The sequence below is a fragment of the Calothrix sp. NIES-2098 genome (genome assembly GCF_963875125.1).
Lineage (GTDB): Bacteria > Cyanobacteriota > Cyanobacteriia > Cyanobacteriales > Nostocaceae > Aulosira.
Window position 1 is genome coordinate 3,596,668 of the sequence record NZ_CAWNKJ010000001.1, and the last position, 17,177, is coordinate 3,613,844.

Below are 17,177 nucleotides of genomic sequence, written 5' to 3' on the forward strand. Positions count from 1 at the left end.
TATGTTTTGGCGGCAAGGGTTGGCATTAATTTTGGGGATGATCGTATTTTTCATTACTTCCCCTGCACTGGCAGACTGGACTCATCCGCTGTCATTTAGTAATGCAGAGTTAAGCAGACATGATTTTTCAGGACAAAGCTTGCAAGCAGCAGAGTTCTCTAACGCTAATCTAGAACTGGCTAACTTTGCAGGTGCAGATTTGCGCGGAGCAGTTTTGAGTGCTTCGGTAGTAACACAAGCAAATTTGCATGGAGCAGATTTAACAAATGCAATGGTAGATCAGGTAAACTTAACTGGGTCTGATTTGAGCGATGCTGTTTTAAAAGAAACTCTTTTATTACGTGCAATTTTTACTGATGTGAACATCAGCAATGCAGATTTCACTGATGCAGTTCTGGACAAAGCTCAAATCAAAGAACTGTGTGCCAAAGCCAGTGGGATCAATTCTAAGACTGGTGTGCAAACTCGTGATTCTTTAGGATGTCAATGAAGCGTGTTGGTATAATTGGTGGCGGGCAACTGGCCTGGATGATGGGAGATGCAGCCAAGAAGTTAGGCGTGGAATTAATAGTACAAACTCCCAGTAAACAAGATCCCGCTGTAAGTATTGCCCAAGAAACGGTTTTTGCTCAAGTTGATGACGCTGCGGCAACAGAGGTTTTAGCTCAAAAATGCGATGTAATCACCTTTGAAAACGAGTTTGTTAACCTAGAAGCTTTAGCTGTCTTAGAAAACCGAGGTGTTTGTTTCCGTCCGAGATTAGCAGCATTAGCTCCTTTATTAGATAAATATCACCAGCGCTGCTATTTGCAAGCTTTGGGATTACCAGTTCCCCGTTTTTTTGCGCTAGATAATACTATTCAACCGGAAGAACTGCAATCTAAAATTGAACATTTAGGTTTTCCCATAGTTCTCAAATCGCGACGCCACGGTTACGACGGACAGGGTACTTTCATTATTAAAGATTGGGCGAGTTTAGAGCAGAAGCTAGCTGGTATTAATACACTCTATTTAATAGAGGAATTTGTTCCCTTTGAAAGAGAATTGGCAGTAATTGCAGCGCGTTCTGTAGCTGGAGAGGTGGTGACATACCCAGTTGTGGAAACTCAACAAGAACAACAGGTTTGTCGGCGAGTGATCGCACCAGCAGAGATTACAGTCAATCAAGCAGCAGAAATAGATGCGATCGCCCATACTCTATTAAATCATCTACAAGTGGTAGGAGTTTTTGGCATCGAGCTATTTCTCACCACAGATGGTAGAGTCCTCGTCAATGAAATTGCTCCCCGCACCCACAACTCCGGACATTTCTCCCTAGACGCTTGTGAAACCTCCCAGTTTGAACAGCACCTGAGAGCAGTTTGCGGTTTAGCTTTGGGCGATCCCGCACTCAAGACTCCCAGTGCTGTCATGGTAAACCTTCTCGGTTACGAAACTTCTCAAAGCGACTACCAAAGCCAGCGCCAACAAATAGCCGAAATTCCCCAATCTTACATCCACTGGTACGGTAAGGCAGAATCCCGTCCAGGGCGTAAACTAGGACACGTCACCGTTTTGCTCGATCGTCAAAACCAAGATGAGGCAATTGCGATCGCTCGTACCATAGAATCTATCTGGTATCCCAAGTAAATTTGCGAGAAAATTTTTATATTAAGCACACACCAAGTTTTGAAGGCTATAATGAGTTAGTTGCACTACGACGTTGGTGACTGCCATCAAGTTTTTTGATCTATGTCTTTAAAGAAAAGGGAATCAAGAGTTCTCGTGGCAGTATACCGGGCAAGTACCCGGAAACTTTAAACGGGACAAATAGATACCCACCTGGTTTAACCAGGTCATAAACTTAGGTAAAACGGCGTCGCGGTGAACTCAAAAATTTTTAGCTCCCAAAGTAAAGTTCAACTTTGGGAGCTTTAATTATTTGGTCATTTGTCATCTGTCAATAGTCAATAGTTATTTCTCCCCTGCTTCCTGCCCCCTGCCCCTCTGCCTCTTTCTCTCCCTTGTCCCCTCATCTCCCCAATGCCCCATGCCCAATGCCCAAAAAACCAATTCTGTATAAATTGATTCTGAATTAGGCCTGTTTCAGAGTTAAGATTGCAAAATTACGTTAAATTGTGGTTAAAGCTACAAAAATTGACAACACAACAACTTATTAATTGCGTGTTTCCAGCCTCGGTTTTCCATCTAGACAATGGTTTAACGTTGATTCATCAAGAAATTCCAACTACCCCTGTAGTTGTGGCGGATGTTTGGGTGCGTGCTGGAGCAACCCTAGAGCCTGAACCTTGGTTTGGGATGGCTCACTTTTTGGAACACATGATTTTTAAAGGTACAGAAACATTACCACCTGGGGTATTTGATTATAACATTGAAAATAATGGTGGAGTGAGTAATGCGGCTACCAGTTATGATTATGCCCATTATTCCCTGACTACAGCTGCTTCTTACCTAGAAGAGACTTTACCTCATCTGGGCGAGCTGTTGTTGAATGCCGCAATTCCAGAAGATGAATTTAGTCGCGAACGGGATGTGGTGCTAGAAGAAATTCGCTCTTATCATGACGACCCAGACTGGTTAGGATTTCAGTCTTTAATTCAAAGCGTCTATCAGGGACATCCTTACGGACGCTCAGTGCTGGGTACAGAGCAAGAAATAATGCAGCACTCACCAGAAGCGATGCGCTGTTTTCACCGTGCCAATTACCAACCGGAAAATATGACGGTGGTAATTGTCGGGGGAATGGATCGAGATTCAGCCTTAGATTTGGTAAATTGCGCTTTTGACAATTTTCCCGAACGCTCTGAATGCCCTCTGCCGCAAAAGATACAAAATCCAGTTATTCAGGGAATTCACCGCCAAGAACTGCATTTACCAAGATTAGAGCAAGGGCGGTTACTGATGGCGTGGCTAGCACCAGGTGTAGAAGAACTGCGCACTGCCTATGGTTTAGATTTACTCTCAGTATTATTAGCAGAAGGAAGAACCTCACGCTTAGTCCGCGATCTGCGGGAAGAACGGCAATTAGTACAAGGTATTTGTAGTAATTTTGCCTTACAGCGAGAATCGAGTTTATTTACAATTAGTGCTTGGGTGGAACCCGAACACCTAGAGAAAGTAGAGTTCTTGATTCGCGCACACTTGGAAGAGTTGCAGAATCAGCCAATCACTCCCAATGAACTCGCCCGCACGCGCAGGTTGCTGTGTAATGAGTATGCTTTTTCCACAGAAACGCCAAATCAACTGACTGGGCTTTATGGCTACTACAACACGATCGCCCAAGCAGAATTAGCAGTTACATATCCTCAACAAGTTTCATCATTTGATGCCCAAGAACTGCAACAATTAGCTAAACAGTATCTTTCATCCCAAAATTACGCTGTTACTATTCTTAAACCCTGTTAGTCATGAGTCATTAGCTAAGGACTGTTGACTGTTGACTGCTTCATTTCTTGACTAATGACTCAAACTGTGAACCCATCTCTATCTCATTCCCCGATCCACCGTACTGTATTGAGCAATGGCATTGTCGTATTGGCGACAGAAAATCCGGCGGCAGATATAATTGCAGCACGAATCTTTGTCCGTGCTGGAAGTTGTGCCGAACACCAGGAACAAGCCGGACTAGCACATCTATTGTCAGCAGTCATGACAAAAGGATGCGATGGACTTTCTAGCTTGGAAATTGCTGAAAGAGTCGAGTCAGTCGGTGCGAGTTTAAGTACAGATACCGCCAATGATTATTATTTACTGTCGCTGAAAACTGTAACATCAGATTTTCGGGAAATTTTAGCATTGGCAGGGTTGATGTTGCGATCGCCTACATTTCCCGAAACCCAAGTCGAACTAGAACGGCGTTTAGCGCTACAAGACATTCGCTCTCAAAAAGAGCAGCCGTTTACCATTGCTTTTGACCAACTGCGCCAAGCAATGTACCAAAATCATCCCTACGCGATGTCGGTGCTAGGTAATGAAACAACTATGAGCCGCTTAACTCGTGGTGACTTAGTTGATTATCACAAAACTCATTTTCGTCCAGATAATGTGGTCATTAGTATTGCTGGACGCATTACACCAGAGGATGCAGTCAAACTGGTAGCAGAAGTATTTGGTGATTGGCAACCACCTACTGAGAAATCGCCAACACTGAATCTGCCTGAAATTCAAGTCCAACCCCAACCCCAGCTTCAGCCCCTACAAACACAACAATCTATCGTCATGCTCGGTTACTTGGGGCCAGCAGTCAGTTCTGCTGATTATGCTGCCTTGAAATTGCTGTCTACCTACTTGGGTAATGGGCTTTCTAGCCGCTTGTTTGTAGAATTGCGAGAAAAGCAAGGTTTAGCTTACGAAGTATCTGCATTTTATCCCACCAGACTGTATCCTGCATCTTTTGTGGTTTACATGGGTACAGCACCAGAAAATACCAGTATTGCTCTGCAAGGGTTGAAAAAAGAAGTAGATTTACTTTGTACTACCGAGATAGACGCCAACGCACTCCAGGCTGCTAAGAACAAGATATTGGGACAGTACGCCTTAGGTAAGCAAACTAACGGTCAAATTGCTCAAATATATGGCTGGTATGAAACTTTGGGGTTAGGAATTGAATTTGACCAACATTTTCAAGATCTGATTGCTGCGGTGAATGTAGCAGATGCGATGACAGCAGCTAGCCGATATTTACAGGAACCTTACTTATCCTTAGTAGGCCCAGAAGAAGCAATTAATAGTGCAATTGCTTAGTTTGGTCGTAAAAAAAACTTACCAGCTTTTTTTCTAGGCTCAAGCGGCTGTACTATTAGCATCAGAAGATTTCGGTAGCATATACCATGAAAGGCAGCCTATCAATAAGTATCTTGAGCTACTTAGACTCACTAAAATCCTTCAGCACCAACAAGTTTAATTGCTTACTTCTGTCTTTTTCTGTGCCTGTGTTTGTTGCTGCCTCTGCTGTGGTGACAATGGCAGCACCACAGAAAATTTCTCAAGCAACTCCGGGAGTTAGCATTAACCGTCCTAACCTGACTATTGGTAGCCAAGGCGAACGGGTGTCTGAACTTCAGGCAGCTTTAAAACTGTTGGGCTTTTACACAGGTGCAGTGGATGGTAATTATAACAGCACTACCGCCAGCGCCGTTTCCCAGTTTAAGCAAGCAGCAGGCTTGAAACCGGATGGTATTGTTGATGCCGCCACTTGGCAAAGATTGTTCCCTAACCAAGCAATAGCGACATCAACAGTTCCTCAACCTAAGCCAACCTCTACTAACTCAAAACAGACAGTAATCGTTCCTGCCCAAGCGGGCAACAATAGGAGAATTGTTCCTCAACCTGAGCCAAAACCCGCACAGCCCAGGCAAACTACTACTCCTAAGCCACAAAAGACTAGTAATGCTCGTCCGACAACTAGAACTACACAAACTCGAACTCCACAAATTCCGCGTTTTGAACGTACCCCTGGTATTCAATACACCACAGAAGGATTGCCGATTTTGCGTTTAGGGAACCGTGGATCTGAAGTAGGTAAATTGCAGGAAGTTTTGAAAAAGCTGGGTTTTCTGGACGGTGATGTAGATGGAGACTTTGGCCCCACAACAGAAGCAGCCGTCAAAGCTGCACAAAGCCGCTATGGCTTGGAGGCTGATGGCGTAGCTGGTGGCGGTACTTGGGAGGTGCTGTTAGGAAGATTACAGCGCCAGCGATGAAGAGGGCAGGGGGCAGGGAGCAGGGAGCAGGGGGAGGAATAATTAACGACTCTTGTCTATTGCCTTTTGACTCTGGAACGCCAGTACTCTGCGAGAAGCCGCCCTTCGGGCGTCTACATTCAACGGAGGGAACCTCCGCACGTGACAGGCTCCTCTTGACAAATGACAAATGACCAATGACAACTTGCTTATGAAACACTTTTTATTAACTTGGCTTGGTACTGCGGTGGCTTTATTGATCACCTCTAATATTGTTGATGGCTTCGCGATTAAGAGCTTTGTGGCGGCTATGGTGGCTGCGGTGGTAATTGGGCTAGTTAATGCCTTTATTCGTCCTATTTTGCGTTTTTTAGCGTTTCCAATTACCTTACTCACGTTTGGTTTATTCACATTTGTCATCAATGCTTTGACTCTCTGGTTAGCTAGTGCGCTGACTCCTGGCTCAGGTTTTGAGATTAAGGGCTTCTTACCTGCTTTGTTGGGATCGATTGTGCTAGCGATTGTTTCTAGCGTCATTAACTATTTTCTGAGAGTGGTTGAATAACACTCGCACTTGTTTCCACTTCTTGAGCAACGGCTACCGTAACTGCTCCTGGTTCCTCCTCTACACGAAAAATTTGTTTAGGGACTAAGCACTTTACTCCTACAGCAGTCACAGATGGAGTGAGGTTAAACGAATTTGGGTTCAGAATTGTCTTGTTTTGCCATTCGATATTCGCAGCTGCCAGAATAGCGGCGGCTTCCGCTACACTAGGAGTTCCCATTGCTTGCTCGATGATTTTAGCGGGGTTGGGAACGCATACAAGACGAAGAATTTCTGCTGGGAAGGTTGTTAACGGTAAATTGTATAGCTGGCAAAATTCTACTAAACCGACTTCTGAGGCTTTATTGTCGATGGTAGCAATACCCGCGATCGCACTTTGCGCCAGTTGATTTTCTTTAAATACTTGCTGAATTGCCGTTTCAATCAAATGTGTTGATGTACCTCGCTGACAACCAATTCCCACCCACAAATCTTTTTGATTCACTACCAGCTTGCTCCCCAGTTAAATTGAAATTTTTATTTTCTCTCTAATTTCAGGAATCAGCGTGAATTAACCTTTTTGTATGAGTTGTATACTTTCAGGTTCAGTATTATACATAAAAACTGATCTTTAGAATACTTTTACCGAAAACAAAAAACTATATATTGTGTACATCTAGCACAGTAGGAAACGCCGAGGGAGAGACAAGGTAAAAAGTAAATGTAGTCATTCATTTTTACTTTATAAATATGCTTGAGGCGCAAGCATTTTACCTTCTCTATCTTGGTGTTTCAATTTCTTCCTTCTTGTTTGTGGCAAGGGTTTAAAGGTTGCCACAAGATTTTGCTCTCTTCATTATTTATTCAAATTTTAAACTAGCCCGTGCAAATTTATCTCTATTTTATAAATTGAGAAAATTTTATTTAATTGAAGTTTAAATTTATTTCTAAATATTTAAAATAACTTTTAAACAAAACTCTACATCCTCTAAATATCTGTTAGAGAGTATTAATCTACACCAATATAAATACACAGATTGATTCAATTATTTAGCTACCGAAATAATAATAACTATTCAGTTATTAAGTAAAGTTCAAAATGAGGAATATGCTTCCTAATTAAGAATTTTAGTTTTTCAAAGCCAGTGTTAAACCATCCGCAATGGGTATGAGGCTAAGAGTAATCCGCTGGTCTTGATGTAACTTCTGATTAAAAGTGCGAATTTTGCGGGTTCTGTTATCCTGCACTTGCAGATCGGCAACTCTTCCCGACCAGAGGACATTATCGATCGCAATCAGTCCACCGGGACGTACTAATTGCAGCGATCGCTCATAATAAGCATCATAGTTGCTCTTGTCAGCATCAATAAACGCAAAATCAAAGGTTTCAGCTTCACCTGCGGCCAGCAAACTATTCAAAGTTTCTAAAGCTGGGGCAATATGCAGGTCAATTTTATCTGCCACCCCTGCTTGCTGCCAATAACGCCGAGCGATCGCAGTAAACTCTTCATTGACATCACAGGCTACCACCTTGCCATCAGGAGGTAACGCTAAAGCCACCACCAGCGTGCTGTATCCTGTAAAAACTCCTAACTCTAAAGTCTTTTTAGCACCGATTAATTGCACCAACAACGCCATAAACTGCCCTTGTTCTGGCGCAATTTGCATCCTAGCCATCGGATGCTGGGCGGTTTCTTGGCGCAATTGAGCTAGAATTTCTGATTCTCGCAAAGAGACAGAAAGTAAATAATTATAAAGATTTGGTTCGAGTCCCAGAGTTTGGTTTGTCATAAAAGTGTAATTTTGGTTAAGCGATCGCTATTCGCTAGACTATGCCAAACCTTAAAGATGATAACAATGCCCTACGTGAAGTGTTAACCAATGCTAAAGCGATCGCTGTAGTTGGTCACTCAGATAGACCAAATCGTACTAGCTATCAAATTGCCCAATTTTTGAGACAAGTAGGTTACACAGTCTATCCCGTCAACCCCTTAGTAAAAGAGATTGATGGTCAGCCTTGCTATCCTTCGCTTCAAGAGGTTCCCCAAAAAATAGATATTGTGAATATCTTTCGGCGTTCTGAATATCTGCCAGAAATTATCGCAGATGCAATTGCGGTTAATGCCACAACTGTGTGGGCACAATTAGGTATTTCGGATCGAGAGTCAGCAGAAAAAGCCCTAGATGCAGGGTTGAACGTCATCATGGATGCTTGTATCAAAGTTGAGTATCTGCGGTTGGGGATAGGTGAATAAACTGCTGATTTTTTACTTACATTCTGACGCAGATTAATATACTTGATGCCTTAAAAGCGGAAATTAGAATCCTTAGTAGATGAGGGATTGGGATTTTATTTTGGATTTTTCTATTGTTGATTTATAACTCAAGCAGGCTACTAATGATGTAAATTTTTAATAAAAGAATTCCTGTAAATTCTTATAGCGGTTATAACTGTCTAGCCACTGCTTACAAGCTTCTAGAACTAATTTCCTTTCTTCTTCAGTCCATTGTTCTTCTTCTTTGTTAGAAGCTAAAATCTTGGCTACCTTAGCTGCTTTGTCGTATTTTACTCCATATTTGACTAGATCTGTATGATATATTCGCTCTTTATCCTCATTAGATAGATAAAAATTGTATTGCATGGTCTAGCTGGATAGGAACAAGGAACACAAATAAAGTTTTACAAAGCTAAAAGCGCTATTACTTCTCTCCTAGGTGTGATAAGCACTTGTACTTAAACATTTCTTTATTTTTGATAAAAGAATTAAAAGCAGGCATTACTGAGCAAAACTGTTGCGAGACAATGGTTCCGAAAATATATGTATCTTCATAGCTAATTTGGTATAACCAAAGACTATACTTAGTGAATCCAAAAAATTTGAAACACTGTACAAGCCTGGCTTGTGCTTCAGTATTTTTACTGCTAAATTCTGTTATGGACTAGATTTAAAGCTAGCTCCTAGACAGCAGAGTTGCATTAGCGATCGCTGCGCGTTATCCAATAAAAACTTGTAGGAACAATTTAACAGCCTATCTGGAATAACACTTGACCGTGTTGTAAGAACTACATAACTGACCAAAAAAGGTGGAAGGATGAATATTTCGCCACTTATAAGCTCATAGTTCACATTTCATCCTTTAGCTAACTTTTATCAATCAGAGGTTTCTGCAATGGTTATCGATTTATTGAGCCGCAAAAAGACTCACTTTGTCTTGTGGCGTCCCAATTATTTAGCAACAACCCCCACACTCTACATTGGCAGCAGCAATCCCGAAGATCCCAGTCAAATAAATAAATTAGGAGAATTTCCGCTTCATCAGTCTCCCGAATTCCCTGAATTGTGGGAAGTCTCAGCGCAAGAGTGCGGTCTCAAAGAAGGACAAGTCTACTTTTACTGGTTTAAAGTTCGCAACACAGATCCTTACGATCCCGCTAATGTTAACCAAATTCTTTACTGCACAGATCCGACAGCCACAACTGTAGACCGACGGAAATCTGCACCCACACCATCAGAACCTGGAGGAGTTGCGAGTTTCGATCCCGCAAGCGTGGTGCTATATCAAAATGGGACACTGATTCCTTGCGATCCCGAAGGCCAAACGGTGAATTGGGAAGGCGATACCTCTTTGGATAACCTACCAACCAATAATCGCTTGGTAATCTATGAATTACCTACCCGCTGGACGAGGATTAGCTCAAAAGGAACGATTGAAGAAGGAAACGGTACATTTCGCGATATCCTGGCTTTGTTGATCCCACAAGCAACTGCTCCTAACTTTCGCACAGTCCGTACTTTAAATAACCGCGCGCATCTTGTGGAATTGGGAGTCAATGCACTAGAACTCTTACCACCAGAAGATAGTGATGATAATCTAGAGTGGGGTTATGGAACAGCAAATTATTTTGCACCGGATTTTGATTTAGGACGCCCCAACGATCAATCAGCACCGACTGCTTCTAGTGATTTAGCTAATCTCATCAAAGTTTGCCATCAGCGTGGTTTGCGCTTTTTTATTGACGTGGTGATGGCATTTTCACGTAATAATCCTTACCATAACGTTAATTTTTTAGATTTTTACCTCAAATGGGGTAGCGGAGATCCCGAACAAGGTAATAGAGACGGGTTTGGTGGAGATTTATTTAAGTACAATTATTGGGTAGAAGGTTATCACCCAATTACCGGGCAAAAATCATCGTTAGTTCCAGCCCGTGAATACTTGAAAGCCCATATAGCCCACTGGTTAGAATACTATCGGGTGGATGGTTTGCGGCTGGATAGTGTAAATAATGTTGCTAACTACGACTTTTTGCAAGAATTCAAAGACTTTGCCCGCACCTTATGGGATAAAAGGGGAGGAACAGGCGATCGCTTTTTGGTAGTTGGAGAAGAGTTAAGCGTACCCTTGTCTCTAGTGCATCAAAATCGGTTAGATGGACTGTGGAACGAAAAATTCAAGCAAATCATTCGCCAGGTAATTTTAGGTAAGAATGCTTGGGATGAACCTAGCTTTGAATGGAGTGTCCGCAAACTCATTGATTGTCGTAACTTAGGCTTTACAGATGGTTCCCAAGCAGTAAATTACCTGACTTCCCATGATGTTGGCGGCTATGGTAACGAACGCTTCTTCAACTACTTAGTTAGTAATGGCATTAATCATACTGAACCGCGGATTAAGCTGGCTTTTGTCTGCTTGCTAACTGCTGTCGGAATTCCCATGATTCTCGCTGGTGACGAATTTGCCGATCAACAGGATTTAGGACTTACTGACGAACATGGCAATCACAAACAGATAGATCCAGTAAACTACAGCCGCGTGAAAGACGATTGGCGACAACGCATCTTCCAATATGTTGCTCGGTTAGTTCGCTTCCGCAAAACTTCTGATGCTTTAGCCGTGAATGATACCGAGTTTCTTCATAGTGACTTCAGTGACGGCAAACGAGTTCTAGTTTGGCAGCGTGGCAATCAAGCTGATAATTTAGTAGTAGTTGTAGCAAATTTCTCTGACTACGGCACACCTTGGGGTTCTGAGTACAGAGTTCCCAACTGGCCTGCAACTCCAGATGGCAAGCAATGGAAAGAAATCACTCAGGAGAGAATAGTGCCATCAGAATGGGTGGGTAGAGAAGGTATCTTCCCTTGGGAAGCTAAGGTTTACACGCTGGTTTAAGATTTAGACAAATCAAGATGGCTTTGTCGATTGTCAGGATTGGCAAAGCCATTGGTTTTAGTAGCAAAAATTAAGGAAGCGATCGCCGTTTGCGAGTTGACTCCAGTTATCCTCAACGCAGTAAAATCGCAGAAGCGCAAATTTAAGCACTGCATCGAGTGTGAAAACTGACAGCATTTTTTACCGTCTTTTTCAAGAATTTCCGGAGATATTTTTTGAATTGATTGGGAACCCATCCCAAACAGCAGATACTTACCAATTCTCCTCTATCGAAATTAAGCAAACTGCTTTTCGCATAGATGGTGTGTTTCTGCCCACGCAAGGAGAAAACAACCCAATTTACTTTGTCGAAGTCCAGTTTCAACCCGACACAGAAATTTATTCACGCTTATTTTCAGAAATTTTTTTATACCTGCGTCAAAATCAACCAAAGAATTCCTGGCAAGGAGTAGTAATTTATCCTACGCGCAGTCTAGATATATCAGATATCAATAATTACAGTGAATTGTTCGCTAGTCAGCGCGTTACTCGGATTTATCTTGATGAATTAGGTGAAATAGCATCGTTACCAGTTGGCATTGCTACCATTAAATTAATCGTTGAAAATGAAGATACAGCAATTATTACTGCCAGGGAGTTAATTAACAGAAGCCAACAAGAAATTAATCCAGAAGTAAAACAACGGCAGTTATTAGAATTGATAGAGACAATCTTGGTTTATAAGTTTCCCACTATGAGTCGAGAGGAAATAGAAAGTATGTTTGGTTTAAGTGAGTTGAAGCAGACAAGAGTTTATCAAGAAGCTAAACAAGAAGGCAAGCAAGAAGGCTTGAAAGAAGGCAAGCAAGAAGGACGCTTGGAAGCAAAATTAGAAGCTGTAACTCGACTGTTAGCTTTAGGTTTGACAGTAGAACAGATAGCACAAGTCTTGGATTTGGAAATTGCACAAGTTGAACAAGCTGCGCAACTGAGAGGAGATTGAAAATATTTTCGGTTTGAATTATTGAAGGCTAGTCCGGGATGTATATGCCAGATGCACAAAATAAGGCAATTGTATTGCAAATGTACAACTCCTTCGATCGAGGTAATTTAGAAGCAGTGCAGGAGTTGCTTGCAGCAAATTTTGTTGCTCACATACCAGGTGCTAGCGAACCGCTGAATCGTGAAGCATTCGTGCAGTCTGTACTGATGACTTTTCGTTCTGCTTTTCCTGATGGGATGCACCAATTTGAAGATGTCATTGCCGAAGCCGATAAAGTTGTGACGCGCGGCACTTTTAGCGGTACTCATCGCGGAGAATTACAAGGTATTCCTCCCACAGGCAAGCAAATCACCATCCCATTTTTTCATATCGATCGCATCGTAGATGGTAAACTCGTGGAACACTGGGGTCAAAGTGACTTGTTAAGCTTGATGCAGCAAGTGGGAATTATTCCCATACCAGGGCCAAGTTTGATTGTCCGAAAATTATATTTGGCGGTAAGCGAAGCTATACCGAAGGCTTATCGCTTCAATTACAAGATTTAAGAAATATCATTAATTTTGCATTTTGAATTGTTTGTATGCTGACTCTATCTCCTAGCCTGAAAGCTAGACTCTCTCAACCCCTAAAAATTGGATCTTTTGAAGTCAACAGCCGGGTTTTACAGTCGCCTTTATCTGGGGTGACGGATCTGGTGTTTCGCCGTTTGGTACGTCGCTATGCACCAGATTCAATGATGTATACAGAAATGGTGAATGCTACGGGGTTGCACTATGTCAAAGAGTTACCCAAAATCATGGAGGTAGACCCTAACGAACGACCAATTAGTATCCAGTTATTTGATTGTCGTCCAGATTTCTTAGCAGAAGCAGCAGTAAAAGCAGTTGCCGAAGGTGCGGATACTGTTGATATTAATATGGGTTGTCCAGTAAATAAAATTACCAAGAATGGCGGTGGTTCTTCACTGTTACGTCAACCAGAAGTTGCCGAAGCAATTATTCGGGAAGTAGTGAAAGCTGTTGATGTACCAGTAACAGTAAAAACTCGCATTGGCTGGAACGATAAAGAAATTACAATTCTCGATTTTGCCAAGCGCATGGAAGACGCAGGCGCAAAAATGATCACGGTGCATGGACGCACCCGTGCCCAAGGGTACAATGGTCATGCTCGCTGGGAATGGATTGCTCGTGTCAAAGAAGTACTTTCTATCCCAGTCATTGGTAATGGGGATATTTTCTCAGTTGAAGCGGCGGTGAAATGCTTAGAACAAACTGGTGCTGACGGTGTTATGTGTTCTCGTGGGACTTTAGGTTATCCGTTTTTGGTAGGAGAAGTTGATTACTTCTTGAAAACTGGGGAACTGTTACCACCACCAACGCCAATTCAACGCTTGGAATGCGCGCGCGAACATTTACAGGCTTTGTGGGAATATAAAGGCGATCGCGGTGTTCGTCAAGCCCGCAAGCACATGACTTGGTACGCTAAAGGCTTTGTCGGTGCTGCTGATTTGCGCGGACAGTTAAGTGTAGTAGAAACTGTTAATCAAGGTTTAGATTTGATCGATCGAGCAATTGAACAATTAGCTAATGGTTATGAACCAGAAGTCGATACAGAATCGAGCTTCGCTATGGTTTGATCGAAATCTTATGTAGATAACAGCTTAAGTAAGCGATCGGCCAAAATATCCTACTTAATATTGGTTTGTTTCATTAATCAGGGCTTTAGCCCTGATTAAAAGGTGATTTACCTAAGAGAAATAATGAAACTAACTGCTACTTAGATTGATTTAACAGGCTGGCGTTTGCCCAAAGATAAACTCAATAACGTAGCGATTAATCCTAATCCTATTAAAGGTGTGGGTTCAGGAACTTCCGTAGGTTGAGAATGACTAGTTTTTGGTACATCTGGTAAATTGCCATTAAACAAGTAGTTGTGAGATTCTCCATTGCCAGTTAAAGAAGCTACGACTACGTTACCGTTAACTTGACCATTATTGAAATTGAAATTAGCCAAAGGAGCAAGAATGCTACCTTCGATACTAATTCCACTAGCAGTTAAGTTTGTGGCTTCATAAAAGTTGTAAATAACTTTTTGCTTGTTTGTGCCGATGATATTAAACCCAAAATTTTGCAGTGAAACATTCGTGCCGCTGATATTAACAACAACAGTTGAATTCGTGTCGCCTTTAATTTCAAAATAATTTGTCTTAGAAACATCTGCTCCAGAAAGATTAAACACATTGAAAGCAGTACTACTACCGTTCAGGTTAATACCACCCCAAGATTGAACGGTTGTATTTCCTGTCGGAGTCAAGCCTGCCAAATATTGAGATAGCGATCGCAATTCTGCCCCAGCAGCGTTAAAATCAATCGGATTTCCCTTGCTGAGACTGCCATTGGGGAATCCTACATTACTGGCAACATTGGCAGTTCCTCCATAAACAGCATTACCGTGGTACACTTGACCATTGCTTAAAGTTAAGTTCTGTCCAGCTACCACTACATTGCCGCTATTATTAGCAAGTTTATTGCCGATGCCGCCAACAAAATTTACATTACCACCAGCAGCTAGTTTGCCTTCAATATCTGTGTATTGCTGAGATACATTTCCTAAAGCAAATACATTGTAATTAGAAGCAACTCCTAATTGCGCTGCATTGACTGTTTGAAAGAAACCTCCCGCTAGAGTTACAACCATAGGAGCTGCTATCCAACCCCAAAAATAGTTTTTTGATTTCATACTTTGCATTTTCATCCTATTCATCAATCCTCATCCTATGAAGATAAATAGGATATTGCTTTACTCAAGCGATATTTTTATTGAATTTTTATTTAACTTAGATTAATTTTCCTATTTATTTGAACTTTTTTATTAACCTGTAAGTCTACTGTTGACTTTATTAAGTAACTGCTCAAAATTTAATTTTTAGTAATTACTGTTTAGATCGAATGAGAAATCAAGCTGTGGTTTCTACTAAGAAAAATTGAGCAAATTGGTTAAGCTCAATGATATTTGTAGTAAATATGCTGGAACCTAGGAGAATCTCAGCATTCCAATATTGAGAAAATGCGATCGCCAAACTCATGGTTTACTTCTTGGGGTAGAGATTTTAAGCGATCGCTCTCTTCCTCAATCCACCGATCGATAGTTTCCCACAGCATGAATTTGTTTTCTCAGCAACTGGGATGGATTTTTGCATAGCTATCTCACTAAAGGATAACGATCGTTTTGCAAAAAATTAAATATCATCTGGGAGGTACTACATACTTGTGGGTTGAAAAATTACAGAGTAAAAATTACTAGCCCATATCTATTTTTTAGCAAATATCATGACTTCCCAACCCTTAGATTCGTCTATTATTGCTGCGCTAGCCGAGTTTGAGAAATCCACAAGCCCTAGTGTCTGGGCTAATTTAGATAAAAAGCAAGTGCTGGCGGAGATGAAAATCCGTCTTAACGATCCATTTCAAGTTAATCAGGGGGGACAACCATTTTGCGGGCCAGCATCAATTTTGTTTGAACTAATTCGCAAACAACCACTCAGATATGTGCAAATTTGCCGCAGTTTGTTTGAAACTGGGAGTTTTGCAGGACAAACTAGACGCATTCAAGCAACCGAGAGACTGCGGCGCAGTCAAGGTAGACTGCGGATGACTCAAGCCGATTGGATGGTTTTGGCAACATTACGAGAATCAGAAAATCTTATTTTCCCTGTTGAACCAGATGCACCCGATATTCTTCGCAATTTGGCTGGAATGACCAAATCTTGGGAAATGAAAGGCTGGGTGGGTGAAGTCTTAGGCTACCGCCAAGTCAACTACATCCATACATATATATACGGTGAAACTGAAGCTTTGAATACATCTGCCCAAGTAATTGCTTCTGGTGGTGTAGCTTTTGCATTAGTCACAGCCCAAGGTTTACTTGGCAATGATAATCAGCCTTTTTTGCCTTACCCCAACCATTGGATAACCATACTAGGGAATATCTCTATCCAAAAAGGTTTATTGTGGTCAAAAGATACGGGACGTTTCAGTATGGATGTGTACTCTTGGGCGAATAAATATCACATCGACTTGGGTAAAGCTCCATTTGAAGATTACTTCTGGGGTGTGGTTTTGGGTTCAATGTAAAGGAAAAATAAATTCGCGCGAAACCTTAAGCTTGGGGTAAGCGTCAATAGCGTCAGTAATTATCCGAGATTAGTCCAGATGGGATTTTTCGCCTTTGGAGAAAGTAGTTGAGATAATTAAAATACAAGCTGAAATTCTAAATTGTAAATTCTTATGATGCCCCCCGATCGACTGCCCAGAGCGCAAATACGTCGCTTTGCCTTAGCCTTGGTGTTACCAGCTACACTTTTGGGCGCAATGGTTTTTCCTTTGCAAGTCAAAACTGTGACTGCACAAACAGCAGGGGGAAATCGCCCTTTGACTATACGCTCTGATGTCCAAGAATATGATGCCAAAAGCCAAGTAGTAACTGCTCGCGGCAATGTCCAAATGTCATATCCTGCGCGCCAAATTCAAGCAACTGCGGCGCAAGCACAATACTTTAGCAAAGAACGCCGAATTGATTTCAGTGGTAATGTCTATATTTTGCAACAGGGTGGCAATAGTATTCGGGCGGAGAAGGTAACTTATCTGATCGATGAAGGCAGATTTGTGGCCTTACCCCAATCTAATCGGCAGGTAGAGTCTATCTACATGGTACAAGACGCAGAACTTGGCGGTCAGTCTGTAAAACCTGCCCCAAAGACACCACCTCTCAAACGTTCTAATTAGCAGCAGTTACAGAG

At 41.9% G+C, this 17,177-nt stretch carries 18 protein-coding genes and 1 other RNA gene; 14 read left to right on the top strand and 5 right to left on the bottom strand.

What is annotated here, in order from left to right:
- Position 1 precedes the first annotated feature (1 nt).
- From AACU33_RS15005 to AACU33_RS15035, 7 genes are all read left to right on the top strand, one after another.
- Positions 2-490, top strand: coding sequence for a pentapeptide repeat-containing protein (locus AACU33_RS15005; RefSeq protein WP_096589458.1), 489 nt, complete (start codon positions 2-4; stop codon positions 488-490).
- Positions 487-1,629, top strand: coding sequence for a 5-(carboxyamino)imidazole ribonucleotide synthase (locus AACU33_RS15010; protein WP_096589459.1), 1,143 nt, complete (start codon positions 487-489; stop codon positions 1,627-1,629). The genes AACU33_RS15005 and AACU33_RS15010 overlap by 4 nt, the downstream gene beginning before the upstream one ends.
- A gap of 59 nt (positions 1,630-1,688) precedes the next feature.
- Positions 1,689-1,871: non-coding RNA, 6S RNA (ssrS, locus tag AACU33_RS15015), on the top strand.
- A 292-nt stretch (positions 1,872-2,163) separates the two neighbouring features.
- Positions 2,164-3,405 (top strand): M16 family metallopeptidase, encoded by a 1,242-nt coding sequence (locus AACU33_RS15020; RefSeq protein WP_096595259.1) that lies wholly within the window; start codon positions 2,164-2,166, stop codon positions 3,403-3,405.
- Between the two features lie 54 nt (positions 3,406-3,459).
- Positions 3,460-4,743, top strand: a complete 1,284-nt coding sequence (locus tag AACU33_RS15025) for a M16 family metallopeptidase (protein ID WP_096589460.1) — start codon at positions 3,460-3,462, stop codon at positions 4,741-4,743.
- A gap of 86 nt (positions 4,744-4,829) precedes the next feature.
- Positions 4,830-5,702 carry a peptidoglycan-binding domain-containing protein gene (locus AACU33_RS15030; protein ID WP_096589461.1) on the top strand — a complete coding sequence of 291 codons (873 nt, stop codon included), beginning with the start codon at positions 4,830-4,832 and terminating at the stop codon, positions 5,700-5,702.
- Between the two features lie 190 nt (positions 5,703-5,892).
- Complete coding sequence (locus AACU33_RS15035; protein WP_096595260.1) at positions 5,893-6,246, top strand: phage holin family protein; 354 nt, start codon at positions 5,893-5,895, stop codon at positions 6,244-6,246.
- On the opposite strand, the gene AACU33_RS15040 is transcribed toward AACU33_RS15035, so the two are convergent.
- Entirely contained in the window at positions 6,218-6,730 is a 513-nt protein-coding gene (locus AACU33_RS15040; protein WP_339376019.1) for a cobalamin biosynthesis protein, read from the bottom strand. The two genes, AACU33_RS15035 and AACU33_RS15040, sit on opposite strands and share 29 nt — an antisense overlap.
- Before the next feature lie 623 nt (positions 6,731-7,353).
- Positions 7,354-8,016 carry a class I SAM-dependent methyltransferase gene (locus tag AACU33_RS15045; RefSeq protein WP_096589463.1) on the bottom strand — a complete coding sequence of 221 codons (663 nt, stop codon included), beginning with the start codon at positions 8,014-8,016 and terminating at the stop codon, positions 7,354-7,356.
- A 41-nt stretch (positions 8,017-8,057) separates the two neighbouring features.
- Between AACU33_RS15045 and AACU33_RS15050 the strand changes: the two genes are divergently transcribed.
- A complete protein-coding gene (locus AACU33_RS15050) occupies positions 8,058-8,480 on the top strand; it encodes a CoA-binding protein (protein WP_096589464.1) in 423 nt (140 codons plus the stop codon).
- Between the two features lie 156 nt (positions 8,481-8,636).
- Here AACU33_RS15050 and AACU33_RS15055 read toward each other — a convergent pair whose 3' ends face one another.
- Complete coding sequence (locus AACU33_RS15055) at positions 8,637-8,867, bottom strand: hypothetical protein (protein WP_096589465.1); 231 nt, start codon at positions 8,865-8,867, stop codon at positions 8,637-8,639.
- 529 nt (positions 8,868-9,396) lie between these two features.
- Here AACU33_RS15055 and AACU33_RS15060 point away from each other — a divergent pair.
- Positions 9,397-11,397, top strand: coding sequence for an alpha-amylase family glycosyl hydrolase (locus AACU33_RS15060; protein ID WP_096589466.1), 2,001 nt, complete (start codon positions 9,397-9,399; stop codon positions 11,395-11,397).
- On the opposite strand, the gene AACU33_RS15065 is transcribed toward AACU33_RS15060, so the two are convergent.
- A complete protein-coding gene (locus AACU33_RS15065) occupies positions 11,394-11,552 on the bottom strand; it encodes a hypothetical protein (RefSeq protein ID WP_339376020.1) in 159 nt (52 codons plus the stop codon). The two genes, AACU33_RS15060 and AACU33_RS15065, sit on opposite strands and share 4 nt — an antisense overlap.
- Before the next feature lie 5 nt (positions 11,553-11,557).
- Between AACU33_RS15065 and AACU33_RS15070 the strand changes: the two genes are divergently transcribed.
- From AACU33_RS15070 to dusB, 3 genes are read left to right on the top strand one after another with little or no spacing between them, the layout of a single operon-like run.
- Positions 11,558-12,379: an Rpn family recombination-promoting nuclease/putative transposase gene (locus AACU33_RS15070; protein WP_096589467.1), complete on the top strand. Its 822-nt coding sequence runs from the start codon at positions 11,558-11,560 to the stop codon at positions 12,377-12,379.
- Positions 12,380-12,423: 44 nt separating this feature from the next.
- Positions 12,424-12,924 carry an ester cyclase gene (locus AACU33_RS15075; protein ID WP_096589468.1) on the top strand — a complete coding sequence of 167 codons (501 nt, stop codon included), beginning with the start codon at positions 12,424-12,426 and terminating at the stop codon, positions 12,922-12,924.
- 35 nt (positions 12,925-12,959) lie between these two features.
- Positions 12,960-14,015 (top strand): tRNA dihydrouridine synthase DusB, encoded by a 1,056-nt coding sequence (gene dusB, locus AACU33_RS15080; protein WP_096589469.1) that lies wholly within the window; start codon positions 12,960-12,962, stop codon positions 14,013-14,015.
- 140 nt (positions 14,016-14,155) lie between these two features.
- Here the strand turns inward: dusB and AACU33_RS15085 are convergent, their stop codons facing one another.
- On the bottom strand, positions 14,156-15,118 hold the full coding sequence (locus AACU33_RS15085) for a choice-of-anchor A family protein (protein WP_339376021.1): 963 nt from the start codon (positions 15,116-15,118) through the stop codon (positions 14,156-14,158).
- Between the two features lie 590 nt (positions 15,119-15,708).
- Between AACU33_RS15085 and AACU33_RS15090 the strand changes: the two genes are divergently transcribed.
- A complete protein-coding gene (locus AACU33_RS15090) occupies positions 15,709-16,512 on the top strand; it encodes a hypothetical protein (protein ID WP_096589471.1) in 804 nt (267 codons plus the stop codon).
- A gap of 153 nt (positions 16,513-16,665) precedes the next feature.
- Entirely contained in the window at positions 16,666-17,163 is a 498-nt protein-coding gene (locus tag AACU33_RS15095; RefSeq protein ID WP_096589472.1) for an LptA/OstA family protein, read from the top strand.
- The last annotated feature ends 14 nt before the right edge of the window (positions 17,164-17,177 follow it).